Annotated in this window: 23 protein-coding genes and 1 other RNA gene; 14 read left to right on the top strand and 10 right to left on the bottom strand. The window is 68.6% G+C overall.

Annotated elements, in window-relative coordinates; all coding sequences use genetic code 11:
• Positions 1–765, top strand: coding sequence for an N-acetylmuramoyl-L-alanine amidase (locus IFJ75_RS12295; protein ID WP_207868479.1), 765 nt, complete (start codon positions 1–3; stop codon positions 763–765).
• On the opposite strand, the gene IFJ75_RS12290 is transcribed toward IFJ75_RS12295, so the two are convergent.
• Positions 762–1,082: a hypothetical protein gene (locus IFJ75_RS12290; RefSeq protein ID WP_207868478.1), complete on the bottom strand. Its 321-nt coding sequence runs from the start codon at positions 1,080–1,082 to the stop codon at positions 762–764. The genes IFJ75_RS12295 and IFJ75_RS12290 overlap by 4 nt on opposite strands.
• Positions 1,083–1,193: 111 nt before the next feature.
• Between IFJ75_RS12290 and rnpB the strand changes: the two genes are divergently transcribed.
• The 12 genes from rnpB (at position 1,194) to IFJ75_RS12230 (ending at position 14,840) form a co-directional block, all read left to right on the top strand.
• Positions 1,194–1,568: RNase P RNA component class A (gene rnpB, locus IFJ75_RS12285), an RNA gene on the top strand.
• Positions 1,569–2,046: 478 nt separating this feature from the next.
• The gene (locus IFJ75_RS12280) at positions 2,047–2,454 is read left to right on the top strand and encodes a division/cell wall cluster transcriptional repressor MraZ (protein ID WP_263972975.1); all 408 of its coding nucleotides are present in this window, start codon (positions 2,047–2,049) and stop codon (positions 2,452–2,454) included.
• A complete protein-coding gene (gene rsmH / locus IFJ75_RS12275) occupies positions 2,451–3,404 on the top strand; it encodes a 16S rRNA (cytosine(1402)-N(4))-methyltransferase RsmH (protein ID WP_207868476.1) in 954 nt (317 codons plus the stop codon). The genes IFJ75_RS12280 and rsmH overlap by 4 nt, the downstream gene beginning before the upstream one ends.
• Entirely contained in the window at positions 3,401–3,814 is a 414-nt protein-coding gene (gene ftsL / locus IFJ75_RS12270; protein WP_207868475.1) for a cell division protein FtsL, read from the top strand. Before rsmH ends, ftsL begins: the two co-directional genes overlap by 4 nt.
• Positions 3,815–3,870: 56 nt before the next feature.
• Positions 3,871–5,574, top strand: a complete 1,704-nt coding sequence (locus IFJ75_RS12265; RefSeq protein ID WP_404822100.1) for a peptidoglycan D,D-transpeptidase FtsI family protein — start codon at positions 3,871–3,873, stop codon at positions 5,572–5,574.
• Positions 5,571–7,031, top strand: a complete 1,461-nt coding sequence (locus tag IFJ75_RS12260; protein WP_207868473.1) for a UDP-N-acetylmuramoyl-L-alanyl-D-glutamate--2,6-diaminopimelate ligase — start codon at positions 5,571–5,573, stop codon at positions 7,029–7,031. Before IFJ75_RS12265 ends, IFJ75_RS12260 begins: the two co-directional genes overlap by 4 nt.
• A gap of 120 nt (positions 7,032–7,151) precedes the next feature.
• Positions 7,152–8,564, top strand: a complete 1,413-nt coding sequence (locus tag IFJ75_RS12255; RefSeq protein WP_207868472.1) for a UDP-N-acetylmuramoyl-tripeptide--D-alanyl-D-alanine ligase — start codon at positions 7,152–7,154, stop codon at positions 8,562–8,564.
• Between the two features lie 78 nt (positions 8,565–8,642).
• A complete protein-coding gene (gene mraY / locus IFJ75_RS12250) occupies positions 8,643–9,752 on the top strand; it encodes a phospho-N-acetylmuramoyl-pentapeptide-transferase (RefSeq protein WP_207868471.1) in 1,110 nt (369 codons plus the stop codon).
• A 4-nt stretch (positions 9,753–9,756) separates the two neighbouring features.
• Entirely contained in the window at positions 9,757–11,247 is a 1,491-nt protein-coding gene (gene murD / locus IFJ75_RS12245) for a UDP-N-acetylmuramoyl-L-alanine--D-glutamate ligase (protein ID WP_207868470.1), read from the top strand.
• 6 nt (positions 11,248–11,253) lie between these two features.
• A complete protein-coding gene (gene ftsW, locus IFJ75_RS12240) occupies positions 11,254–12,438 on the top strand; it encodes a putative lipid II flippase FtsW (protein WP_207868469.1) in 1,185 nt (394 codons plus the stop codon).
• 119 nt (positions 12,439–12,557) lie between these two features.
• Positions 12,558–13,640 (top strand): undecaprenyldiphospho-muramoylpentapeptide beta-N-acetylglucosaminyltransferase, encoded by a 1,083-nt coding sequence (murG, locus tag IFJ75_RS12235; RefSeq protein ID WP_207868468.1) that lies wholly within the window; start codon positions 12,558–12,560, stop codon positions 13,638–13,640.
• A gap of 54 nt (positions 13,641–13,694) precedes the next feature.
• The gene (locus tag IFJ75_RS12230; protein ID WP_207868467.1) at positions 13,695–14,840 is read left to right on the top strand and encodes a mechanosensitive ion channel family protein; all 1,146 of its coding nucleotides are present in this window, start codon (positions 13,695–13,697) and stop codon (positions 14,838–14,840) included.
• On the opposite strand, the gene IFJ75_RS12225 is transcribed toward IFJ75_RS12230, so the two are convergent.
• From IFJ75_RS12225 to IFJ75_RS12210, 4 genes are all read right to left on the bottom strand, one after another.
• A complete protein-coding gene (locus IFJ75_RS12225; RefSeq protein ID WP_225896803.1) occupies positions 14,788–15,228 on the bottom strand; it encodes a hypothetical protein in 441 nt (146 codons plus the stop codon). The genes IFJ75_RS12230 and IFJ75_RS12225 overlap by 53 nt on opposite strands.
• Before the next feature lie 158 nt (positions 15,229–15,386).
• Positions 15,387–16,205 carry a type I methionyl aminopeptidase gene (map, locus tag IFJ75_RS12220; protein WP_207868466.1) on the bottom strand — a complete coding sequence of 273 codons (819 nt, stop codon included), beginning with the start codon at positions 16,203–16,205 and terminating at the stop codon, positions 15,387–15,389.
• A gap of 100 nt (positions 16,206–16,305) precedes the next feature.
• Positions 16,306–16,689, bottom strand: coding sequence for a DUF1801 domain-containing protein (locus IFJ75_RS12215; RefSeq protein WP_207868465.1), 384 nt, complete (start codon positions 16,687–16,689; stop codon positions 16,306–16,308).
• Positions 16,690–16,696: 7 nt separating this feature from the next.
• Positions 16,697–17,134 carry a MarR family winged helix-turn-helix transcriptional regulator gene (locus IFJ75_RS12210; RefSeq protein ID WP_207868464.1) on the bottom strand — a complete coding sequence of 146 codons (438 nt, stop codon included), beginning with the start codon at positions 17,132–17,134 and terminating at the stop codon, positions 16,697–16,699.
• 49 nt (positions 17,135–17,183) lie between these two features.
• Between IFJ75_RS12210 and IFJ75_RS12205 the strand changes: the two genes are divergently transcribed.
• The gene (locus tag IFJ75_RS12205) at positions 17,184–17,846 is read left to right on the top strand and encodes a glutathione S-transferase family protein (RefSeq protein ID WP_207868463.1); all 663 of its coding nucleotides are present in this window, start codon (positions 17,184–17,186) and stop codon (positions 17,844–17,846) included.
• Here IFJ75_RS12205 and IFJ75_RS12200 read toward each other — a convergent pair.
• Genes IFJ75_RS12200 through IFJ75_RS12180 form a run of 5 tightly spaced genes read right to left on the bottom strand, consistent with a single transcriptional unit; the run spans position 17,843 to position 23,533 of the window.
• A complete protein-coding gene (locus tag IFJ75_RS12200; protein ID WP_207868462.1) occupies positions 17,843–18,496 on the bottom strand; it encodes a glutathione S-transferase family protein in 654 nt (217 codons plus the stop codon). The genes IFJ75_RS12205 and IFJ75_RS12200 overlap by 4 nt on opposite strands.
• Positions 18,493–18,966, bottom strand: coding sequence for an SRPBCC domain-containing protein (locus IFJ75_RS12195; RefSeq protein WP_207868461.1), 474 nt, complete (start codon positions 18,964–18,966; stop codon positions 18,493–18,495). The genes IFJ75_RS12200 and IFJ75_RS12195 overlap by 4 nt, the downstream gene beginning before the upstream one ends.
• The gene (locus tag IFJ75_RS12190; protein ID WP_207868460.1) at positions 18,963–19,319 is read right to left on the bottom strand and encodes an ArsR/SmtB family transcription factor; all 357 of its coding nucleotides are present in this window, start codon (positions 19,317–19,319) and stop codon (positions 18,963–18,965) included. Before IFJ75_RS12190 ends, IFJ75_RS12195 begins: the two co-directional genes overlap by 4 nt.
• Before the next feature lie 57 nt (positions 19,320–19,376).
• On the bottom strand, positions 19,377–20,054 hold the full coding sequence (locus tag IFJ75_RS12185; protein ID WP_207868459.1) for an SDR family oxidoreductase: 678 nt from the start codon (positions 20,052–20,054) through the stop codon (positions 19,377–19,379).
• Positions 20,055–20,095: 41 nt separating this feature from the next.
• A complete protein-coding gene (locus tag IFJ75_RS12180) occupies positions 20,096–23,533 on the bottom strand; it encodes an AAA family ATPase (protein ID WP_207868458.1) in 3,438 nt (1,145 codons plus the stop codon).
• Between the last annotated feature and the right edge of the window lie 12 nt (positions 23,534–23,545).

Raw genomic sequence — 23,545 nt, 5'->3', positions numbered from 1 at the left:
ATGCCTCTGATATTCGAAGACGCGCCGTCGCCCAATTTCAATGCGCGACGCGGGCCGCCGGACATGCTGGTCCTGCACTATACCGGCATGCCGACCGGCGAGGCCGCCCTGGCGCGGCTGTGTGATCCGGCCGCCGAGGTTTCGGCCCACTATCTGGTTGAGGAGGACGGGCGGATCTTCTCGCTGGTCCCGGAAGAGCGCCGGGCCTGGCACGCGGGACGCGGCGCCTGGCAGGGCGAGACCGACGTCAACGCCGCCTCCATCGGCATCGAGATCGTCAATCCGGGCCATGAGTTCGGCTATCGCGCCTTTCCGGACGCCCAGATCGAGGCGGTGATCGCCCTGACCGCCGACATCCGGTCGCGCTGGAGCATTCCCGACGCCCGCATCATCGCCCACTCCGACCTGGCGCCCGAGCGCAAGGAAGATCCCGGCGAGCTCTTCCCGTGGAAGCGGCTGGCCCAGGCCGGGCACGGCCTGTGGTTCGAACCGGCGCATGAGCGGATCGCCGCGCTCGGCGGTTTCCTGCAGGTCGGGGACGAGGGGATCGGGGTCGTGGTGCTGCGGGCCGGGCTGCACCGTCTGGGTTACGCCCTTCAGCCGGGCTCGACCTATGACGCCGAAACCGCGACCACGGTGAAAGCCTTCCAGCGCCACTGGCGTCAGGATCGCGTCGACGGCGTCGCCGACGGCGAGACCCGCGCCACCCTGATGGGGGTGCTGCAACTGGCCACCGCCGAGAGCGTGACGGGCGTTCTGAACTAGGGGCTGGTCGTGGTGGCGGTGGTCATCGTCGTGGACGAGTGGCTGTAGCTCATCACACGATCGCCCACGAACCGGACCAGCAGTTCGCGTGAAGCGGTGGTGTTTCCGGACGCGGCGTCGCTGCGGTCATAGGCCCAGACAGTATAGCCCTCCGCGTCGGTGAACCGGCGCGTCGGCGGCCCGAAACCCGACTCCACCTGTGACCGGCTCATCCCGACCTGAAGCGCGGTCTCGCCGCTGTCCCACGGAATCTGCGTCGCGCAGGCCGAGAGGGCCAGGCCGGCGGCGAGGAGAAGGGCGCGGGCGGAGAATCTCATCGGCGGTCCTGTCGGGTTGAGTCTGGCGACGCGTGTGACCATGGCGCGAACCGGCCATTCGATGCGACTGAAATTTGACGCCGCCCCTGCGAACGGTCACTAACGCCGCCGTCAGACGGCCGGGCGGTCGCGGCGAGGCTTGCCTCGTCGAGGAAAGTCCGGGCTCCACGGTGAAAAGGCGGCGGGTAACGCCCGCCCGGGGCGACCCGAGGGATAGCGCCACAGAAAGCAAACCGCCTGCGTCGCGACGCAGGGAAGGGTGAAAGGGTGGGGTAAGAGCCCACCGCGGGACTGGCAACAGGACCGGCATGGCAAGCCCCGCCTGGAGCAAGACCGAATAGGGATGTCGCGCGAGCTTGCTCGCAGGGTCACCGCCCGAGGCATCCGGGTAGGTCGCGAGAACCGTCCAGCAATGGGCGGTCCAGAGGAATGATCGTCACTCGTTTTCGGACGAGACAGAACCCGGCTTACAGGCCGTCTGACTTTTTCTTTGGCCTATCGCCCTTCGGGCGACTTGAGGCCGGAGGAGCGTTAACCTTCGCTGTTCGCTGACAGCCGGTCCGCCGACGATCCACACCTAACTTTGGGATGACCAGCGCGAGTATTCCTCTCGACGCCGTCGCGCGCCAAGGTTGTTCGGGTTCCGTCGGGGAACTCCGGCGCAGAGGTTGATTTCACTCGTTAATCCGCTGGCGAGACATTCGGCTCAACCTGATCGTCGAACCGCCGTTGCTGAAAGTGTTCTATGTATGTTCTTACGTATCATTACGCGACATCGTGAACACAGTCGGAACATGGTTAAAAAGTGCCTTCCAATCCCATTGAGGCCCATCTGATCCCATGTTATCCCAGTTTCGTGAGCCGGGGGTGATCAGCGTCTGGCTCCAGACGTTTTGGCAGTTCAGGGGCGGACCGAGAGGTCCGATGGGACAAGGGCGTGTTTCTCGGCACCTTTGAGAAACAGTTGGACGGCAAACGTCGTCTCCTGATCCCCCAGGAGTTCCGCACCTCCGAAAACGGCGCCGAGCACGGCGTCTTCTGCTTCCTCTCCATGAAGGACGACTGTCTGGAAGCCGGCGGCGATCCGCTGATGGCCGACTATGTCGATCGCATCGAAGCCCTGCCGTTCGGCAGCGAGGACCGCACGGCGCTGGAAGAGGCCTTCTATGCGGGGCAGCGCCCGCTCTCCTACGACGGCGGCGGCCGGATCACCCTGCCGGAAAGCCTGTGCGAAGAGGCCGGGCTGACCGACGAGGTCGTCATCCTCGGTATGGGCCGCCGCTTCCGCATCTGGGACAAGGCGAAGTGGGAAGCCCGCAAGCCGGGCAGCCGCAAGCGCGCCGGCGTCGTCATGTCGGGGGAGGGCGCATGACCGCTTCCCCCCACGCTCCCGTCCTGATCGCCGAGGTGATCGAGGCCCTGTCGCCGAAACCCGGCGAGACCATGATCGACGCCACCTTCGGCGCCGGCGGCTATACTCGCGCCATCCTGTCGACCGGGGCCGAGGTCATCGCCCTGGATCGTGACCCGACGGTCCAGCCGCACGCCGATGCGGTCGCGAAGGACTTTCCCGGGAAGTTCACCCTGGTCCGCACCCCCTTCTCGGGTCTGACCGAAGCCTTCGAGGGCAGCGGCAAGGCGCGCCTCGACGGCGCCGTCTTCGACATTGGTGTCTCCTCGATGCAGCTGGACCAGGCCGAGCGCGGCTTCTCCTTCATGCGCGACGGTCCGCTGGACATGCGGATGTCGGATCAGGGTCTGACGGCCGCCGACATCGTCAACACCTATGAGCACGGGCCGCTGGCTCATCTGATCAAGCTGTATGGCGAGGAGCGCCAGTCGGGGCGGATCGCCACGGCCATCCTGCGTCGCCGCCAGAGCCAGGCCTTCACCCGCACCCTCGACCTGGCCGAAGTCGTCGAAAAGGCGCTGGGCGGCCGGCGTGGCGCTCCGACCCATCCCGCGACCCGGACGTTTCAGGCTCTGCGCATCGCGGTCAATGACGAGCTGGGCGAGCTGGAGGCCGGCCTGGCCGCCGCCGAGGCCAGCCTGTCACCCGGCGGCCGTCTGGCGGTCGTGACCTTCCACTCGCTGGAAGACCGGATCGTGAAGGCCTTCTTCACCGAGCGCAGCGGCAATGCGCCCGGTGGCTCGCGCCACGCGCCGGTCGCCGTCGAGACCCGCAAGCCCAGCTTCACCCTGTTGTTCAAGGGCGCGCGCGAAGCGGGCGAGGACGAGCTGGCGGCCAATCCGCGCGCGCGTTCGGCCCGGCTGCGCGCCGGGGTCCGCACCGACGCCCCCGTCTGGAGGGCCGCCGCATGAACCCCTCCCTGATGCTGAAGCGGCTGTTCGACTGGAAGGTGCGCGGCATCCGCTGGGTCGAGATCATCGGCGTGGTGATGGTCGCCGCCATGATCTTCTCGGTCTATATCGCCAAGGCCGCCGCCGCGCGTGAAAGCAGCCGCATCGACGAGCTGAACCGCGACATCGCCGAGAACCGCCAGCGCGTCCGCCTGCTGCGCGCCGAGATTTCGCGTCTGGAACAGCCGAGCCGGTTGGAGGCCCTGTCGCGCGAAGCTGGTTTGGCCCCGGTCGATGTTCGTCGTCAGGCCACAGAGAACGAGCTTCCCGACCTGAAGCCGACCCATGCGCCCGCTCCGGTTCAGGCCCCGGTCGCCGCGCCCGCTGCGGCCGCCCCCGCTCCCGCAACGACGACGGGAGAGCCGCAGTGAGCGTTCACGATCACCGCACCGATTTCCATCGTCCCGCACCCGGCCCGCGTCCTGCGCTGGGCTCGACCGTGGGGCAAAGCCTGTCACCGTGGCTGCGCCTGGTCGCGTCGGGCATCTGGTGGATCGAGCATGCGTTCGAGCGCGCCCGCGCCGACGGCCGCCCCGAGGAAGACACCCGGGTCCGCATCTTCCTGATCACCTGTGTCTTCTCGCTGGTCTTCGCCGGCCTGGCCATCGGCGCGGCCCACGCCGCCCTGTTCGCCAAGCGCGGCGGCCTGGGGTCGATCGACAATCCCAACGCCCTGACCCGCGCCGATCTGGTGGATCGCAACGGCGCCCTGCTGGCGTCGAACATCACCCACTACGGCCTCTATATCGATCCGGCCGAGGTCTGGGACCGTCAGCTGGCCTATGAGCAGATTCACCGCGCCATGCCGGCCATCCCGGCGTCAAGGCTGCGCAAGGTGCTGTTCGGCGAGCGTCGCCTGATCGTCCAGACCGGCCTGACCCCGCGCGAACGGGCGACCATCCATGCCCTGGCCCTGGGCGGGGTGTCGTTCGAACCGGAGGATCGCCGCGTCTATCCGCTCAACAACTCCGCCACCTATGTCGTCGGCTCGGCGGACACCGGCGGGCAGGGCACGGCCGGCGCCGAACTGGCCTTCAACGACGAGATCCGCGCCGCCGGCGCGCGCGGCGACGAGTTCCCGCTGTCGATCGACCTGCGCGTCCAGGGCGTGCTGGAGAACGAACTGGCCGCCGCCGCCATCGCCAACGGCTCAAAGGGCGCGGTCGGGATCGTCACCGACACCCGCACCGGCGAAGTCCTCGGTATGGCCAGCTGGCCGCTGGGCACGATGAACCGCGCCGTGGGCTCGGTCTATGAGATGGGGTCGGTGTTCAAGACCTTCACCATCGCCGCCGCCGTCGACGCCGGCCGGGCCGACATGAACTCCATGATCGACGCCTCCAGCGCCTATATGATCGGCACGCGGCGCATCACCGACTTCCACGCCACCAACCGGGTCCTGAGCCTCGAGGAAGTCTATCTGCACTCGTCCAACATCGGCTCCTCGCGCCTCGCCGTCGGCATGGGCGGGACGATGATGAGGGACTACATGACGCGCTTCGGCTTCCTGGAGCCGGCGCCGATCGAGCTGCGGGAATCGGCCCGTCCCATCCGGCCGCGCGACTGGTCGGATTCGACCCTGGCCTCGATGTCCTTCGGCTATGGCATCTCCATCACCCCCGCGCAGATGTCGGCGGCCATGGGCGCCCTGGCCAACGGCGGCCGCTATCTGCCGCTGAGCCTGCGCAAGGGCGGGGCGCCGAACCGGGGCGAAGGCCGCCGGGTGGTGTCGGAACAGACCTCCTTGACCATGCTGGAGCTGATGCGCCGCAACGTCGTCGCCGGCTCGGGCAACTTCGCCGAGGCCCCGGGCCTGCGCGTCGGGGGCAAGACCGGCTCGGCCAACAAGCTGGTCAACGGTCGTTATGACCCCAGCCACGCCGTCGGCACCTTCGCCGCGATTTTCCCGTCGGACGGCCCGGTCGGCACCCACCGCTATTCGATCCTTGTCCTGATGGACGAGCCACAGACCTATCCCAAGACGGGCGGCTTCGTCGCGGCGCCGGCCGTGGGCCGTATCGCCGACCGCATCGCCGGCTTCCTCGGCGTCCAGCGTCGCGCGGACCCCTATCGCACCGCGCTGGGCGACAAGATCCCGCGCTTCCAGGACGTGGAAGGGGACGGCCGATGAGCGCCATTCACCTGTCCGACCTGCTGCGCCGCGACGTGGCTTCGGACCCGGTCATCACCGGTGTAACCGCCGACAGCCGCAAGGTCGCTCCGGGCGCCCTGTTCGTGGCCCTGCCGGGCAGCGCCGCCGACGGCCGCGCCTTCATCCCGCAGGCCTTGGCGCAGGGCGCGGCGGCGATCCTGGCCCCGGTCGACACCCCGGTGGATACGGCGCCGCTGCTGGTCACGTCGGGCGATGTGCGCCGGGCCTACGCCCTGGCCGCGCGCAGCTTCTACGGCGCCCAGCCCGCGACCTGCGTCGCCATCACCGGCACCAACGGCAAGACCTCGGTCGCCGCCTTCTGCCGCCAGATCTGGGCTGGCCTCGGCCTCAAGTCGGCCAGCATGGGCACGCTCGGCGTCGTCGGTCAGAAGGGCGACAAGACCTACGCCTTGACCGGTCCCGGCCTGACTAGCCCCGACGCCGCCGACGCCGCGCGTCTGCTGGCCGAGCTGGCCGCGAAACAGGTGACCCATCTGGCGCTGGAAGCCTCGTCGCACGGTATCGACCAGCGCCGTCTGGACGGGGTCACGATCAAGGCGGCGGGTTTCACCAACCTGACCCAGGACCACCTCGACTATCACGGCACGATGGAAGAGTACCGCGCCGCCAAGCTTCGACTGTTCGAGACCCTGCTGCCGCGCGGCCGGACGGCGGTGCTTAACGCGGATTCCGACGCCTATTCCAGCTTCGCCTCGGCCAGCATCATGTCTGGCCTGGGCATCATGGGCGTGGGCGAGCGCGGCCGCGACCTGGCCCTGATCGGCCGCAAGGCGACGCCGGAAGGCCAGCGCCTGCAGATCGACGTGCGCGGCGTGGTCCATGACATCCTCCTGCCGCTGGCGGGGGCCTTCCAGGCTTCGAACGCCCTGGTCGCGGCGGGCCTGTGCATCGCTGCCGGCGAAAGCGCCGACCGGGTGCTGGGCGCCCTGGAAGGGATCACGGGCGCGCAAGGCCGTCTGCAGCGGGTGCGCGGTCCGGAGGGCCTCGAGGCCCGCGGCGAGGTCTATGTCGACTACGCCCACACGCCCGACGGTCTGGAGACGGTGCTGACGGCCCTGCGTCCTCATGCGACGGGCAGGCTGATCGTGGTCTTCGGCGCGGGCGGCGACCGGGATCGCGGCAAGCGGCCCCTGATGGGCGAGATCGCGGGTCGTCTGGCCGACGTCGCCATCGTCACCGACGACAATCCCCGCTCCGAAAAGCCCGCCCTGATCCGCGCGGAAGTGAAGAAGGGCTGTCCTGAGGCGCTCGAGATCGGCGACCGCCGCGAAGCCATTCGTCACGCCGTATCGCTGATGGGCGAAGGAGATGTGGTGGTCATCGCCGGAAAAGGGCATGAACAGGGTCAGATCGTCGCCGGGGTGACCCATCCCTTCGACGACGTCACCGAAGCGACCGAGGCCCTCAGAGCATGATCTCGAAATGTGAAAGCGGATCTCGGTCGAGATCATGCTCAGAAATGAAGATCGAGCCTGATTCACGGCATCGGTCGAATCGCGAAGCGATCCGCCCTCAACCGATCAGGCTCGTCGCCTATGCCTGACACCCATCCGCCGCTGTGGACGGCGCCCGAGATCGCCGCAGCCACGGGTGGACGGATCGAGGGCGGCGATTTCAACGTCTCCGGACTGACCTACGACAGCCGCGAGATCGGTTCGGGCGAGCTGTTCCTGGCGCTGAAGGGCGAGCGTGACGGCCATGACTTCGCCGCCGCCGCCTTCGCACGCGGCGCGTCGGGCGCGCTGGTCGAACATCCGGTCGAAGGCGGTCCCTGCATCGTCGTACCTGACACCCTGAAGGCCTTGGGACAGCTGGGCGCCGCCTCGCGCGATCGGGCGCCCCAGGTGCGGCGCGGCGCGGTCACCGGCAGTGTGGGCAAGACCAGCGTGACCCAGGCGATCAAGGCGGGTCTCGATCTGGCCGGCCCGGCCCACGCCTCGATCAAGAGCTACAACAACCATATCGGCGTGCCCCTGACCCTGGCCCGGATGCCGGCGACGGTCGAACGGGCGGTGTTCGAGATCGGCATGAACACGCCCGGCGAGATCGGGCCGCTGTCGAAGATGGTCCAGCCGCACGCGGCCTGCGTGACCACTGTCGGCCCGGTCCATATCGAGGGCTTCTCCGACGGCGAGACCGGGGTGGCGCGCGAGAAGTCGGCCATCTTCCAGGGGCTCGGCCCCGGCGGGGTGGCGGTCATCAACGGCGACAACGTCTGGGTCGACCTGCTGCGCGAGGCCGCCTTGCGTCAGGGCGCGCGCATCGCCCAGTTCGGGTCGGGCCCGGGTCAGGACGCGCGGCTGATCGACTTCGTCCCCGGCCCGGACGGCGCGCGGGTGACCGCCGAGATCTGGGGCCGCACCCACGCCTTCTCGCTGAAGCAGACCGGCTTCCACTGGGGGCTGAACAGCCTGGCGGTGATCCTGATGCTGGACGCCCTGGACGTGCCGGTCGAGACGGCCTTCGCGGCCCTGGCCGAGTTCCAGCCACTGGCGGGGCGCGGCGAGACGCGGACCGTTCGCACGGCCGGCGGCGCCTTCACCCTGATCGACGAGAGCTACAACGCCAATCCGCTGTCGATGCGGGCCGGCTTCATGAGCCTGGGCGCCAAGCCGGTCACGGGAAGCGGCCGCCGCGTCGTGGTCCTGACCGACATGCTGGAGCTGGGTGACCAGTCGACGGCCCTGCACGCCGGTCTGGCAGAGACCATCGAGGTCGCGAAGCTGGATCTGGTCCATGCGGCCGGTCCCCAGATGCGCCATCTGTACGACGCCCTGCCGGCCCCGCGCCGGGGCCTGTGGGCCGCGACGGCGGCCGAACTGGCGGCCCAGGCGGCCGATCTCGTGGGCCCCGGCGACATCGTCATGGTCAAGGGATCCAACGGTTCGAAGGCCTCGCTGGTCGCAAAGGCCCTGGCCGCGCTCGACAACCCCGGGATCGGCGCATAAGGCCTGAAAACACGGGCGCGCCGAACGCGCGTCCGGACAAAGGGACCCCCGATAAGGGACAAGGAAAGCCCCTCACCGATGTTCTACCTGCTGTACCTGCACTACGCCGATGTGGCGAAGGACTACCCGCTTCTCCACCTGATCCAGTATCAGACGGTGCGCGTCGCCCTGGCGATGGCCACGGCGATGATCGTGGCGGTGGCGATGGGCAGCCGGTTCATCAACTGGATCCGCACGAAACAGGGCCGGGGCCAGCCGATCCGCGACGACGGTCCGGTCTCGCACCTGTCCAAGGTCGGCACTCCGACCATGGGCGGGCTGATGATCCTGGCGGGCATCGGCGTCGCCGTCCTGCTGTGGGGCGACCTTACCAACCCCTATATCTGGATCGTCAGCTTCGTGACGGCGGCCTTCGGGGTGCTGGGCTTCATCGACGACTACGCCAAGGTCACAAAACAGACCTCGGCCGGCCTGACCTCGAAACAGAAGCTGCTGGCCCAGCTGGTGGTGTCGGTCATCGCCGGGATCGCCACGGTCGCCTGGATGACCCAGTCGCCGACCTCGCCCAACCTCGAGACCTCGGTTGCCTTCCCGTTCTTCAAGAACGTGCTGCTCAATATCGGCTGGTTCTATGTGGCCTTCGCCGCCTTCACCATCATCGGCTTCTCCAACGCCGTGAACCTGACCGACGGTCTGGACGGGCTGGCCATCGTGCCGGTGATGATGGCCTCGGCGGCCTTCGGCCTGATCGCCTATCTCGTGGGCAACTTCATCTTCGCCGAATATCTGGGCGTCCACCACGTGCCGGGCTCGGGCGAGCTGGCCATCTTCTGCGCCGCCATCATCGGCGGCGGTACGGGCTTCCTCTGGTACAACGCCCCGCCAGCGAAGATCTTCATGGGCGACACCGGTTCGCTGGCCCTGGGCGGCGCGCTCGGCTCGATCGCCGTGGCGACCAAGCATGAGCTGGTGCTGGGTATCGTCGGCGGCCTGTTCGTGCTGGAGGCCGCCTCGGTGATGATTCAGGTCGGCTATTACAAGGTCACAAAGAAGCGCATCTTCCTGATGGCGCCGATCCACCACCATTTCGAAAAGCTGGGCTGGCCGGAATCGACCGTGGTGATCCGCTTCTGGATCGTCGCCGCCATGCTGGCCCTGGCGGGTCTCGCCACCCTCAAGCTGCGCTGATCCCATGATCGCGGTTCCCGGGTTCGAGAACCGTCGCGTCGCCGTCTTCGGCCTCGGCCGGTCGGGGATCACGGCGGCAAGGGCGCTCCATGCGGGCGGGGCGATCCCGATCCTGTGGGACGACGGCGTCTCGGGCCGGATGCAGGCCGAGGCAGAAGGCTTCACGGTCGAGGATCTGACCACCGCCGACTGGAGCCGGTTCGCCGCCCTGATCCTGTCGCCGGGCGCGCCCCTGACCCATCCCAAGCCGCACTGGACGGTGGAGAAGGCGAAGGCCGCCTGGGTTCCGGTCATGGGCGACATCGAATTGTTCGCCCGGGCGCTGGCGACGACGCCCGACGCCGTGCGGCCCAAGGTGGTCGCCATCACCGGCACCAACGGCAAGTCCACGACCACCGCCCTGACCGGCTGGGTGCTCAAACAGGCGGGGCTCAAGGTCGCGGTCGGCGGCAATATCGGCATCGGCGTCCTGGCCCTGCCAGCCCCCGCCGAGGTCGAGGTCTATGTGATCGAGGTCTCCAGCTACCAGCTGGACCTGACGACCAGCTTCTCGCCCGATGTGGCGATCCTGACGAACGTCACGCCGGATCATCTGGACCGGCACGGCGGAATGGAGGGCTATGTCGGGGCCAAGCGTCGGCTGTTCCAGACCCAGACGCCCGACAAGCTGGCCCTCGTCGGGGTCGACGATGACTGGGGCTGGGAGGTGGTCGGCGATCTCAACTCTCGCCGCTTGCGCGTCAGCACCATCACGACGCGCACTCCGGGGGAGCGGCGCGAAAGCGTCGCCATCGGTGATCTGGCGGCCGAGCGTCCCGATCAGGTTCCGGCCTTCGACGAGGGGCGGTTCATCATCGTGGACGCCACCGACGGCCATCTGACGGTCGACGGGGTCTTCGTCACCGAACTGGCCGCCGCCCGGTCCCTTCCGGGCCGCCACAACGCCCAGAACGCGGCCTTCGCCTATGCCGCCGCCCGCGCCGTGGGGGTGTCGAACGACGCCGCCGTCGCCGGACTAATGAGCTTCCCGGGTCTGGCCCACCGGATGGAGACGGTCGGTCAAATATCTGATCAAACCGGTCAATCCGGCACGATCAAATTCGTCAACGACTCCAAGGCGACCAATGCCGACGCCGCGCGGCAGGCCCTGACGTCATATCCCGCCGTCTTCTGGATCGCCGGGGGCAAGGCCAAGGACGGGGGCATCGACGACCTGAGCGACCTCTTCGGCGTCATCACCAAGGCCTATCTGATCGGGGAGGCGGCCGACGCCTTCGCGAAGACACTGGGCGACGTCCCCCATGTGATTTCGAAGACACTCGACGTCGCGGTCGCACAGGCGGCCGAGGATGCGAAGGCGGCTGGGGGCGACCAGATCGTGCTCCTGTCCCCGGCCTGCGCCTCCTTCGATCAATATCCGGACTTCGAGGCGCGCGGAGAGGCGTTCCGGGCGGCGGCTCTTAACCTTGGAGCTACCCCTCTCGTTCATGGTTAGCGAACCATGACCAGCACCGCCTATACCCCGCCGTTCTCGCGCAACGACCCCAGTCCGCTGGCGCAGTGGTTCTGGACCGTCGACCGCGCACTGCTGAGCGCGGCCCTGGTGCTGATGTCGCTGGGCGTGGCGCTGAGCTTCGCCTCCTCGCCCGCGGCCATCCTGGCCGATGAATCGATCACCGATCCCTTCCACTATTCCTGGCGGATGATCGTCTGGGCCTCGGCTGGGGGCGGGATCATGCTGACGGTGTCGCTGTTCTCGCCGCGCGGCGTCCGGCGTCTGGCCGTGCTGGGCCTGCTCGGCGCCATCGTCGTCATGGCCGCCCTGCCGTTCATCGGCGACGAGGTGAAGGGCGCCGCTCGCTGGGTCAACCTGGGGCCGTTCAGCCTGCAGCCGTCCGAGTTCGTCAAACCCTGTCTGATCATCTTCGCGGCCTGGATGTTCGCCGAGGGCCAGAAGGGGCAGGGGGTACCGGGCGTCTCGATCGCCTTCGGCTTCTGGGCCCTGGTCGTCGGCCTGCTGCTGATCCAGCCGGACATCGGCCAGACGCTGCTGATCACGACCACCTTCATGTGCGTCTTCTTCATGGCCGGGGTGCCGCTGAAGTGGATGGCGGTGCTGGCCGCCGCCGCCGCGGGGGGGGTGGTCTCGCTCTACTTCATGTTCGGCCATATGCGCGACCGCCTGAGTCGCTTCACCAATCCCGAGACCACCGACACCCACCAGATCGACCGCGCCTCTGACGCCATCCGCGCCGGCGGCCTGTTCGGACGCGGCGTCGGCGAAGGCGTCATGAAGCGCCACGTCCCCGACCTGCACACCGACTTCATCTATTCGGTCGCGGCGGAGGAATTCGGCCTGGTGCTCAGCCTGACGATCATCAGCCTCTACGCCTTCATCGTCATCCGCGGCATGCGCCGGGCGATGAAGCTGAACGACCCGTTCGAGCAGACGGCCGCGGCGGGCCTGTTCATCCTGATCGGGCTGCAGGCCTGCATCAACTGCGCGGTGAACCTGAACCTGATCCCGACCAAGGGCATGACCCTGCCCTTCATCAGCTATGGCGGCTCGTCGATGCTGGCCATGGGACTGACGATGGGGCTGGCTCTGGCCTTGACCCGCCGCCGTCCCGGCGCCTACGAGCCGGGGGCCAGCCTGTCGCGTCCGCGTCGGCGTATCCTGCCCTGAAGCGAGTGAAGAGTGCTAGTGAGCAAGGGGTAAGCCGCAACGGCGTCGCTTGATGCTGCTCTGCTCACTCCTCGCTCACTAACACTTGTCACTCCAGCGCTCCGGACCAAGGCCGAACCATGAGCTCCAAAGTCTGTGTCGTCGCCGCCGGGGGCACCGGCGGCCATATGTTTCCGGCCGAGGCCCTTTCGCGCGAGCTGACGGCGCGCGGGTGGCGGGTGGTCCTGGCGACCGACCAGCGCGGCGAGAAATACGCGGCCAACTTCCCGGCCGAGGAAAAGCTCTATCTCGACACGGCCACCGGGTCGGGGCCTGTCGCCCTGTTGAAGGCCGGTCTGGCGATCACCCGGGGCGTGCTGCAGGCGCGCTCGGCCTTCAGCCGTCTCGACGCCGGCGTGGTGGTCGGCTTCGGCGGCTATCCGTCGGCCCCGGCCCTGGTGGCCGCCCTGACGCAAGGGCGCCCGACCTTGATTCACGAACAGAACGCCGTGCTGGGCCGCACCAACCGCCTGCTGGCCGGGCGTGTGAGGGTGGTCGCCTCCTCCTTCCCGACGCTGAAGCACGCGCCCGAGGGACTGAAGGCCGAGGTGGTCGGCAGCCCGGTGCGCGCCGAAATCCGCGCCCTGTTCGACCGCTCCTATGTCGCTCCGGAGCCCGACGGCCCGATCCATGTACTGGTCACCGGCGGGAGCCAGGGCGCGCGCATCCTGTCTGAGACCACGCCCCGCTCGCTGGCGGCCCTGCCCGAGGCCATCCGCAAGCGTCTGAAGGTTCAGCAGCAGTCGCGGCCCGAGACCCTGGAAGCCGCGCGCCAGATCTATCTGGAGGCCGGGATCGACGCCGTCGTCGCTCCCTTCTTCCGCGACATGGCTGCGCGCCTGTCCGAGGCTCATCTGGTCATTGGCCGGGCCGGCGCCTCGACCTGCGCCGAGCTGGCGGTTGCGGCCCTGCCGTCGGTCCTGATACCGCTGAAGATCGCCACCGACGACCACCAGACCCTGAATGCGAAAGCCCTCACCGACGTCGAGGCCGCCGAGATGATCGCCGAGGACGACGTCACCGTCGACCGGCTGACCGATGCGCTCCTGCCGCTGCTGTCCGAACCGGCGAAGCTGGCGGTGATGAGCGCGGCGGCGAAGTCTGTGGCCATCCCCGACGCGGCCCAGAGGCTGGCCGATCTGGTCGAGGCGACGGCGATCTAAGGCACAGGCCTTCGCAACTGCGAAACAGGGCGGCGGCTGGCGCGTTAAAGCCCGATGCCTCCCGAAATCCACAACATCACCCGCGAGATCGCCGCCCTGTGGCGACAGTTCAACTGGCTGCCCGAATGGGCGGTCATCGCCATTGTCCTGACGGTCTTCGTCGGCGGCGGCTGGATCGTGCACAAGCTGGTCTTCGCCGTCCTGAGGCAAGGGGTGAAGAACCGCGACGTCTTCTGGCGTGGGGTGGTCGAGCGCGGCCGGGCCAAGCTGCGGGTGATGATGATCATCGTCGCCCTGGGCATCGGGGTGACCGTCTCGCCGATGGATCCCGGGCCGTCGATGCAGGTGCGGTCAGCCCTGCTGTTCGCCTTCATCCTGACGCTGGGCTGGCTGGCCTCGGGCGTCCTCGACATGTGGACCGCCATGCATCTGAGGCGGTTCAACATCACCGCCGAGGACAATCTGGTCGCCCGCAAACACTATACCCAGACACGCATCCTGCAGCGGGTGGCCAAGGTGCTGCTGATCGTCGTCACGGTCGGCCTGGCCCTGATGACCATCGCCGGCTTCCGGCAATGGGGCGTCAGTCTGCTGGCCTCGGCGGGCGTTGTGGGCATCATCGCCGGTCTGGCCCTGCAGCCCGTCCTGACCAATCTGCTGGCCGGCATCCAGATCGCCCTGACCCAGCCCATCCGCATCGACGACGCCGTCATCGTCGAGAACGAGTGGGGCAATGTCGAGGAGATCACCGCCACCTATGTCGTCGTCAAGCTATGGGATTGGCGGCGGATGGTGCTGCCGCTGAGCTGGTTCATTACCAACCCTTTCCAGAACTGGACGCGGGAGAACGCCCGGCTGATCGGCACGGCCATGTTCTATGTCGACTACGAGGCGCCCATCGACCGGCTGCGCGAGGCATTCGAGGGCATTGTGAAGTCCTCAAAGCTCTGGGACGGCGATGTTCAGGTCATGCAGGTCACCGACATCACCGAACGGGTCATGCAGGTCCGCTGCCTGGCCAGCGCGCGCTCGGCCCCCGTCGCCTTCGACCTGCGCTGCGAGATCCGCGAGAAGCTGATGGCCTTCATGCGTGACCAGTGCCCTGAGGCCCTGCCGCGGGATCGCCTCGACTGGGACAGGGGGCAGGCTATTCCGCCAGAGCGGCTCGTCCACGCCGAACCGCGTCCTCAAGCGTCGTAACCTCGGCGGGGCGATCCGCTTCACCACAGGCTGAGGCCAGCAGCTCGGCCGCATCCCCGCCCGGAGCGGCGTCGTAAGCAGGCTGGTTGTCGGGGTTGGGCGGGCCCTCTTCGCCGCCCTCGCGCACGCCGGCGAAATCCAGACGGTCGGCGGTCAGGGCCTTGCAGTCGAAGCGCCAGCGGGACCAGCCGCCCCAGTAGGCGTTGGCGCCCGCCGTAAAGCCGGGCTCGACCACCTGAAATGATCGCATCGTCGCCGTGTCGCCGTCCCGTTCGATCGTTGACAGGTCGGCGAAGACGGCGAACCGGCCCGAGCCGGTCAGGACGAAGCGATGAGGTTCAGGCGCGACCTGGGCCGCCAGCGCGAGCGCCAAGACAAGAAACGACATCGACAACCCCAAATCCGTCATCCTCGGGCTCGTCCGAGGATCCATGTGTCAGGCGCACGGTTGGCGGGGATTTGACGCGGCGGTCAACCAAGCTCGTCCGAATTCGCACCCACCATGGGTCCTCGGGACGAGCCCGAGGATAACGGTGGAGGGTGCGATCAGTTCGGGCGGAACAGGCCGGCGGGGCTGGCCGAGAAGATCTCGACGCCGTCTTCGGTCACGCCCACCGTGTGTTCGCACTGGGCCGACAGGGACTTGTCGCGGGTCACGGCGGTCCAGCCGTCGGACAGGACCTTCACATGCGGCTTGCCCAGATTGACCATGGGCTCGACGGTGAAGCACATGCCGGGCTTGAGCACCGCGCCCTCGCCCTTGCGGCCGTAGTGCAGGACGTTGGGGCTGTCGTGGAAGACGCGGCCGATGCCGTGGCCGCAGAAGTCGCGCACCACGCTCATCCGGGCGGCCTCGACATGGCGCTGGATGACATAGCCGATGTCGCCGAAGGTGTTGCCGGGCTTCACCTGCTCCAGACCCAGCATCAGGGCTTCATAAGTGACGTCGATCAGCTTCTTCGAGCGCGGATTGATGTTGCCGACCGCATACATGCGGCTGGAATCGCCGTGCCAGCCGTCGACGATGACGGTGTGGTCGATGTTGACGATGTCGCCGTCCTTGAGCACCCGGTCGCCCGGAATGCCGTGGCAGACGACATGGTTGATCGAGGTGCAGACCGTCTTGGTATAGCCCTTGTAGCCCAGACAGGCGGGCAGACCGCCACGGTCCAGGGTGTATTCGCGGATCAGGTCGTCGAGCTCGCCCGTGGTCACGCCAGGAACGACATAGGGGGCGATCATGTCCAGGGCCTCGGCGACCAGCCGGCCGGCGATGCGCATCCCTTCGAAGTCGTCCTGATCATAGATCCGGATCGCGCTCGACCGGGTGAAGGTCTCGTTGTCCAGTTCGGGGGTCTCGTACATCGGGGGCTCGGAAGGCGGTCGGGGTCAGGAGGCAGATGGTCCTTCTACCACAGAACCTCAACCCTGTCCGGAGTGTGGCGTGTCGCAGTTGGGACGGGTTTCAGTCCGTCGCTGTGATCCAACGGGCGATGAGCATCTTGAGCATGTCGGCTCTGGCCTCGATCTCGGCCGGGTCGCGAAGGCGGACGACGCCGCGGTCCGGCGCGGGCCAGGCGGCGACCTTGTCCGGATCGTCGAAGCGGAAGCCGCTGGCGTCCTCGGATTTGGTGCCCCGGTGCAGGACGATGCGGAAACCGCCTCGCGGCTCGATCCCGAGTGTCACCCGGTCCCGGCCCCTGTGGGCGAAGCTGGGCGCGTTCCATTTGATCTCTTCGGTCAGCCCCGGGGCGGCTTCGGCGACGATCCGGCGCAGGGCGTCGAGGGCCTCGCGAACCGGGACGTCAAGCGCAGCGCGATAGTCCTCAACAGTCTGTGTCTTCGGCATGGGGCTCTCAGCTCAACAGATTGAGGCCGCCCCGCAGGGCGTCGCCGCCGCCGTTCAGGGTCGCCTCGATGGCGGCGTGCTCGCGGGCCCAGATCGGGGTAGCGGCGGCCAGGAGCGCGAGCCCCTGTTCGGTCAGGGCGATGCGCCGTCCGCGCCGATCCTCGGGATCGAGCTCGATCTGCACCAGCCCCTGCCGCTCCAGCGGCTTCAGGTTGGCGGTCACCGTCGACCGGTCCATGGCCAGCAGGCTGGCGACGGCGCCGATGGTCGGGGGCTCTGGCCGGTTCAGGCCGTTCAGCAGGGAGAACTGGCCCGAGGTGATCCCCACCGGCCGCATCGCCTCGTCGAATCGCCGCGACAACCGCCGCGCCGCCCTCTGGGCGTGCAGGCACAGGCAGTGGTCACGGATATGAAGCGTCGTCGCGAACGGATGAGGAGTCGACATATGAGCGATTATGTTGATATCAACGTAAAAGATCAATCGGAGCTTCGCCATGATCCAGATCACCGCCTTCAAATGGGTCCCGCCCTTCGCGCAAGGGTCCGTGCGCGACATCCGGGTGCGCTGGGCCCTGGAAGAGGCCGGCATCCCCTATGGCGAACATCTGATCGGCTTCGAGGATCAGGGCACGCCCGAATACCGCGCGATGCAGCCTTTCGGTCAGGTGCCGGCCTATCGGGAGGGCGACCTGCAGATCTTCGAAAGCTGCGCCATCGTCCTGCATGTCGCGAGGAAGTCCGACGTCCTGATGCCCGCCGACGAGGCCGGGAAGGATCGGGTCACCTGCTGGCTGTTCGCCGCCTCCAACTCGATCGAGCCCTGGGTCGGCCAACTGGCGACCATCGACCTGTTCGCCGCCGACACGGCCTGGGGTCAGGAACGTCGGCCCGAGATCGAGGAGTTCGTGCGCCGCCGCCTGGGCGAGCTGCAGACCGCGCTGGGCGACAAGAGCTGGTTCGCCGACGACCGCTTCTCGGCCGCCGACATCGTCATGACCCATGTGCTGCGCGACCTGCGGCACACCGACATCCTGACCGACTTCCCCAAGCTGGACGCCTATGTGAAGCGGGCCGAGGCGAGGCCCGCCTTCCAGCGCGCCTTGGCCGACCAGCTGGCGCCCTTCCGCGAGACCGAAAAGGCGATGACGAACGCCTAGTCGCGATCCGGCGCGCCTAGCGGGAAATAATGGCGGAATCGGCGGGCCTCATCGACCGCACGGGCGAAGGAGGGGCGCTGCAGCAGTCGGGCGCGATAGGCCAGCAGGTGGACGTACTGCTCCGGGATCCGGTGCGTCCAGTCGGCGTAAAACAGGGAGGGCGCCGCGGCGCAGTCGGCCAGGGTGAAGGTCTCGCCCACCGCCCAGGTCCGGTCCTTCATCAGGTCGTCCAGCCAGGCGTAGCTGGTCTCCAGCATCTTGCGGGCCTGGTCGGCGCCATAGGGGTCACGCGCCTCGGCCGGGCGCAGGCTTTCGAAGACGATGTCGCCCTGGGGCGTCATGACATAGTTGTCGAAGAACCGGTCCAGCATCCGGACCTCCAGCGCCAGATCCGCATCCTCGGGGATCAGCCTGACCGGCCCCGGATAGTGGACGGCGAGATATTCGATGACGACCGAGGTCTCCAGCACCACCCGCTCCCCGTCACGCAGGATCGGGAAGCGTTTGATCGGCCAGAGGGCGGCGAATTCCTCGCCGACGCCGGGGTCCTCCAGCATCCGGTAGGTGAAGGGGATGTCGTTCTCATAGAAGGCGATCAGGGCCTTCTGGCAGTAGGAGGAGAAGGGGTGGGCGAACAGTTCAAGGGTCATAAGAAGGCCTTGGGTTCGCGACCCTCGAGCACGGCCGCCAGATTGTCGATGTGCCAGGCGGTGCCGTGCTCGCGGCTGGCCACCGCTTCGGCGCCGCCGACCAGATAGGAGCCCTGTTCGGTGTGGATCAGCCGGGTCTGGCCGCCCTCGGGCCGCAGCTCCAGCGTCTGCAGCGAGACCGACAGCTTATCGCCGTTGTGGAACATGTCGTAGACGAGGATGATCCGCTCATCCTCGACGATGTCGTGGAAGACGGCCTGGAAGTCGCTGACCATGCCGCTGGGCCAGCGGGCGTGGAACCGCTCACGGCCACCGACGCGGAAGTCGAAGTCGCGGTTCAGGGTCTCGATCTCCGCCGGCGCACGGAACCAGGCGCTGCGGGCCTCCAGGGTGCGATAGGCGTCGAAGACCCGGCCCGGCGAGGCGTTCAGCACCCGCTCGATGACGAAGGTGGCGTTGTGGACGGTCATGGTTCCTCCCCTGATCCGGTGGTTGGGGCGGTCTGGGCCAGATACGCCTCCAGTTGATCGTATTGCCGCTCCCAGAAGCGCTTGCGCTCGGCGATCCAGCGTTCGACCCGAGTCATGGCCGCGATCTCCAGACTGCAGGTCCGAACCCGGCCCTTCTTCTCGCTCTTCACCAGTCCGGCCTCCTCGAGAACCTTCAGGTGTTGGACCACGGCCGACAGGGTCATGGGCAGGGGTTCGGCCAGTTGGCTGACCGAGGCGGGGCCGAGACTCAGCCGTTCGACCATGGCTCGCCGTCCGGGATCGGACAGGGCCTGGAAGGCGAGATCGAGCGGTTCGGGTTGATACTGTAGCATTCACTTAAGTATCTGGGCGGCGCGGACCGGAGTCAAGCCGGGCGGGTCGGCCGCCCTCTATTCGGCGTAGATCATCTTCTTCGTCATGCCGCCGTCGACGCTCAGGACCTGGCCGGTCACGAACCCGGCGTCGGCGAGGTAGAGGACCACGCCCGCGATGTCGTCGGGACGGCCGACGCGGCCGACCGGGTGCTGGGCCTTGTCGGCCGCGCTCAGGCCCTTGCCGTCGGAAATCCAGCCGGGGGCCACGGCGTTGACGCGGATCTTCGGCCCCAGGCTGATGGCCATGGCGTGGGTCAGGGCGACCATGGCTCCCTTGGACGCCGCATAGGCCTCGGTGTCCGGCTCGGACATGAAGGCGCGGGTCGAGACCATATGGACGATGCTGCCGCCTTGGTTCAGCAGCGGGATCGCCGCCCGGCTCATCAGGAAGGCGCCGGTCAGATGGCTGTCGGTCACCTTGCGCCAGTCGGCCAGCGACAGCTCCGCCAGCGGCCCCCGGTTCGGCGAGGCGATGCCCGCATTATTGACCAGCAGGTCCAGCGTCTCCCAGCCCAGTTCGGCGAAGGCCGCGTTCACCGAGGCCTCGTCACCGACGTCGCAGATCACCGACCGCGCGCCCTCATGGCCCGGCTTGAGGTCGAACGACGCGACCTCCCAACCGGCGTCGATGAGGACGGCGCACAGGCCGGTTCCTACAAGTCCGGCGCCGCCGGTGACGATGGCTTTTCTCATGGGAGCCTCAAGCGGTGAGGGGCACGGCGGGTTCCGTCAGGTTAGGCCACCAGCTTCTCGGCCTGGTGCAGGTCGACGCTGACCAGCTGGGAAACGCCCCGCTCCGGCATGGTGACGCCGTAGAGGCGGTCCATGCGGCTCATGGTCACCGGGTTGTGGGTGATGACGATGAAGCGGGTGTCGGTGCGGCTGCGCATCTCGTGCAGCATGCGGCAGAAGCGGTCGACGTTGGCGTCGTCCAGCGGGGCGTCGACCTCGTCGAGCACGCAGACGGGCGCGGGGTTGGCCAGGAAGACGGCGAAGATCAGGGCTGCGGCGGTCAGGGCCTGTTCGCCGCCGGACATCAGGGACATGACCGACAGCCGCTTGCCGGGCGGGCAGGCGTAGATCTCCAGACCGGCCTCCAGAGGGTCGTCCGACTCGACCAGTTTCAGCTCGGCCTGACCGCCGCCGAACAGGGCCTCGAACAGGCTCTTGAAGTTGTCGTTGATGACGTCGAAGGCGGCGATCAGCCGCTCGCGGCCCTCGGCGTTCAGCTCGTCGATGCCGTCGCGCAGCCTGGCGATGGCGCCGGTCAGGTCCGAGCGCTCGATGCGCATGGTATTCAGGCGCTCGCCGTATTCCTCGGCCTCGTCCTCGGCGCGCAGGTTCACGGGCCCCAGCTGCTCGCGCTCGCGCTCAAGACCGTAGAGCAAGCTCTCGGCCCCTGCGGCGTCCGGCGGGCGGGCGATGGCGTCGTCGATCAGCTTCTGGCCCAGAGCCTCGGGCTCCATCTGGGCCGTCTCGCGCACCGTATTGGCGGCGTCCAGCAGACGGTCGGCGGCGGCCTCGGCACGGGCCGACAGACCGGCGCGGGCCTCGCGGGCGGAGGAGGCGGCGGCGTCGGCGGCGCGGCTGACCCGGTCGGCGTCCCCCGCCTCGCCCTCGGCGACGGCCAGCGCATCCGACGACGCCTGGCGGCGGGTCTCGGCGGCGGTCAGGGCGTCCAGCAGGGTGTTGCGCTGGGCGGCCAAAGCCTCGGGCGCGGCCGAGGCCTGTTTCAAGAGGGCGGCAGACTTCTCGGCGTCGGACGCCAGGGTCTTGATGCGCGCGGCGGCGTCCTTCGACCGGGTCGCCCAGCCGTCGCGTTCGCGGGTCAGATTGGCCAGACGCGCTTCGCGGCCCGAGCGCTCGCGGGCCTCGGCGTCGCGGTCGGCGCGGGCCTGGGCTGAGGCGGCGCGGGCGGCGTCGGCGGCAAGGCGGGCGGCGGCCAGTTCGTCCCTCAACCCGGCCAGGGTTTCTGACGGGGCGTCCACCGACATGGCCTCGGTCAGGGCGGCCTCGGCGGCCTCAACCTCGGTGGTCTGGCGGGCGAGTGTTTCGTCAAGCGCCTGGGCGCGGGCCTCGCGGCGGGCCTGATCGCGGCTCAGGCTCTCGACTTTGTCGCGGGCGCTGGTCACGGCCTTGTCGGCGGTGAAGGGGGCGAGGCGGGCGGTCTTCACCGCCTCTTCGGCGGAGCGGAAGGCTTCGGTGCAGGCTTTCAGCTGGCTTTGTGCGGTCTCCAGCGCCGGCTTGCCCTCGTCGATGGCGGCTTCCAGCTCGGCCAGACGGCCGCGCTGGGCCAGACGGACGGCGGCCGGACGCGGCGCCTCGGCGCGCGAAACGAAGCCGTCCCAGCGATAGAGATCGCCTTCCTTCGTCACCAGACGCGCGCCCGGCGGCAGGCCTTGCGCCAGCTTCGCTACGTCTCCCTTGTCCGCTACCCCGCACAGGGCCAGACGCGCGGCCAGCTGGTCGGGCGCCTTCACATAGTTTGACAGGGGCGAAACGCCCGTGGGCCATGCCGGCGTCGGGGGGGGTGCGCCTGCCCAATAGGCCGCAGCCTTCGGGTCCAGCGCCGCATCCAGATCGTCGCCCAGCGCGGCGGCGAGCGCGGCCTCATAGCCCTTGTCGGCCGAGACCTTGTCCAGCGCCGGGGCGTGTTCGCGTTTGCTGGTGACCAACAGGGAGGCGAGACCCCGGGCCTCGGTCTGCAGCCGACCGAGTTTGTCCTCGGCGGCGCGGGCCTCGGTGCGGGCCTCCTGTTCGGCGCGGGCCAGATCGCCGCGCTTCGCCTCGGCGGCCTCGACGGCGGCGCGGGCGGCGGTCAGGGCGGCGGTCGCCTCGTCCAGCGCCGTGCGGGCGGTCGCCAGTTCCGGCGTCTCCAGCGGGCCCAGCGCCTCGCGTTCGCGCTTCGCCTGATCCAGACCCGAGCGGGCGCGGGCGACGCGGGCCTCGGCGTCGCGCTTGCGGGCGGTCTCGGCATTGGCGCGGGCCTCGACGGCGGCCAGTGTCCCGGCCAGACGTTCGACCTCGGCGTCGGCGGCGCGACGACCGTCCTCGGCGGCGGCCAGGGCGGCTTCCAGCTCGGGCCCGCGCGCCGGGGCGGCGGCGACCTCGGCGGTCAGGGTTTCGAGGTCGCCGGTCAGGCGGGCAAGTTCGGCGGCCGCGTCCTCCGACATCTTCTCCTCGCGCTCGGCGTCGGCGGCGATGCGCGCCCCCTCGGCCTTCAGCCGGTCGACCTCGGCCCGGGCCTGTTGTTCGGCCATGTCCAGCCGGTCGCGCTCCAGCGAGGCGCGGTGCAGCAGGGCGGCGGCGACGGCGTCTTCCTCCCGCGCGGGCTTCAGGCCTTCCTGGGCCTTGAGGGCTGAGGTCTGGGCGGCGGCGGCGGCGGCGGTCGCCTCGGCCACGGCCCGGTCGGCCTCGCGCAGCTCGCCGGCGGCGGCCTCGGCCGCGACCCGGGCGTCGTTCCAGCGCACGAACAGCAGGGCCGACTGCAGGGCGCGGATCTCGGCCGAGATCTTCTTGTACTTCTCCGCCTGCCGCGCCTCGCGCTTCAGCCGGGTCAGGGCCGTCTCCAGCTCCTTGCCGATGTCGTCGAGGCGTTCGAGGTTCGACTCCGCCGCCTTCAGCCGCAGCTCGGCCTCGTGCCGGCGGGTATGCAGGCCGGCCACCCCGCCCGCTTCTTCGAGGATGCGGCGCCGGTTCTGGGGCTTGGCGGCGATCAGCTCCGAAATCTGTCCCTGACGGACCAAGGCGGGAGAGTTGGCGCCGGTCGAGGCGTCGGCGAACAGCAGCTGGACGTCACGCGCCCGGACCTCCTTGCCGTTGATCCGGTAGGTCGAGCCCTGGCCCCGGTCGATGCGGCGCGACACCTCCAGCACCGGACTGTCGGTGAAGGGCTGCGGCGCTCGACGCTGGGCGTTGTCGATGGTCAGCTGGACTTCGGCGTGGTTGCGCGGCGGCCGGTTCGACGCGCCGGCGAAGATGACGTCGTCCATGCCCTGGCCACGCATGGCCTTGGCCGAGTTGGCGCCCATGACCCAGCGCATGGATTCAAGAACGTTGGACTTGCCGCAGCCGTTGGGGCCGACGATGCCGGTCAGGCCGGGCTCGATCTGGACCTCCGACGCGTCGACGAAGGACTTGAAGCCGACGAGGCGGAGGCGCTGGAATTGCATCGCGTCCCCGGC

This window comes from Brevundimonas goettingensis (assembly GCF_017487405.1).
GTDB classification, from domain to species: domain Bacteria; phylum Pseudomonadota; class Alphaproteobacteria; order Caulobacterales; family Caulobacteraceae; genus Brevundimonas; species Brevundimonas goettingensis.
This window is presented reverse-complemented; position numbering and strand designations above follow the sequence as displayed.

Coding starts and splice junctions, on each gene's coding strand:
- IFJ75_RS12290 (WP_207868478.1), bottom strand. CDS start 1,082: ATGAGATTCTCCGCCCGCGCCCTTCTCCTCGCCGCCGGCCTGGCCCTC.
- IFJ75_RS12210 (WP_207868464.1), bottom strand. CDS start 17,134: ATGTCGACTCCTCATCCGTTCGCGACGACGCTTCATATCCGTGACCAC.
- IFJ75_RS12260 (WP_207868473.1), top strand. CDS start 5,571: ATGAGCGCCATTCACCTGTCCGACCTGCTGCGCCGCGACGTGGCTTCG.
- IFJ75_RS12205 (WP_207868463.1), top strand. CDS start 17,184: ATGATCCAGATCACCGCCTTCAAATGGGTCCCGCCCTTCGCGCAAGGG.
- map (WP_207868466.1), bottom strand. CDS start 16,205: ATGTACGAGACCCCCGAACTGGACAACGAGACCTTCACCCGGTCGAGC.
- IFJ75_RS12215 (WP_207868465.1), bottom strand. CDS start 16,689: ATGCCGAAGACACAGACTGTTGAGGACTATCGCGCTGCGCTTGACGTC.
- IFJ75_RS12295 (WP_207868479.1), top strand. CDS start 1: ATGCCTCTGATATTCGAAGACGCGCCGTCGCCCAATTTCAATGCGCGA.
- IFJ75_RS12180 (WP_207868458.1), bottom strand. CDS start 23,533: ATGCAATTCCAGCGCCTCCGCCTCGTCGGCTTCAAGTCCTTCGTCGAC.
- IFJ75_RS12195 (WP_207868461.1), bottom strand. CDS start 18,966: ATGACCGTCCACAACGCCACCTTCGTCATCGAGCGGGTGCTGAACGCC.
- IFJ75_RS12200 (WP_207868462.1), bottom strand. CDS start 18,496: ATGACCCTTGAACTGTTCGCCCACCCCTTCTCCTCCTACTGCCAGAAG.
- rsmH (WP_207868476.1), top strand. CDS start 2,451: ATGACCGCTTCCCCCCACGCTCCCGTCCTGATCGCCGAGGTGATCGAG.
- mraY (WP_207868471.1), top strand. CDS start 8,643: ATGTTCTACCTGCTGTACCTGCACTACGCCGATGTGGCGAAGGACTAC.
- murG (WP_207868468.1), top strand. CDS start 12,558: ATGAGCTCCAAAGTCTGTGTCGTCGCCGCCGGGGGCACCGGCGGCCAT.
- ftsW (WP_207868469.1), top strand. CDS start 11,254: ATGACCAGCACCGCCTATACCCCGCCGTTCTCGCGCAACGACCCCAGT.
- IFJ75_RS12230 (WP_207868467.1), top strand. CDS start 13,695: ATGCCTCCCGAAATCCACAACATCACCCGCGAGATCGCCGCCCTGTGG.
- IFJ75_RS12190 (WP_207868460.1), bottom strand. CDS start 19,319: ATGCTACAGTATCAACCCGAACCGCTCGATCTCGCCTTCCAGGCCCTG.
- murD (WP_207868470.1), top strand. CDS start 9,757: ATGATCGCGGTTCCCGGGTTCGAGAACCGTCGCGTCGCCGTCTTCGGC.
- IFJ75_RS12185 (WP_207868459.1), bottom strand. CDS start 20,054: ATGAGAAAAGCCATCGTCACCGGCGGCGCCGGACTTGTAGGAACCGGC.
- IFJ75_RS12225 (WP_225896803.1), bottom strand. CDS start 15,228: ATGTCGTTTCTTGTCTTGGCGCTCGCGCTGGCGGCCCAGGTCGCGCCT.
- ftsL (WP_207868475.1), top strand. CDS start 3,401: ATGAACCCCTCCCTGATGCTGAAGCGGCTGTTCGACTGGAAGGTGCGC.
- IFJ75_RS12255 (WP_207868472.1), top strand. CDS start 7,152: ATGCCTGACACCCATCCGCCGCTGTGGACGGCGCCCGAGATCGCCGCA.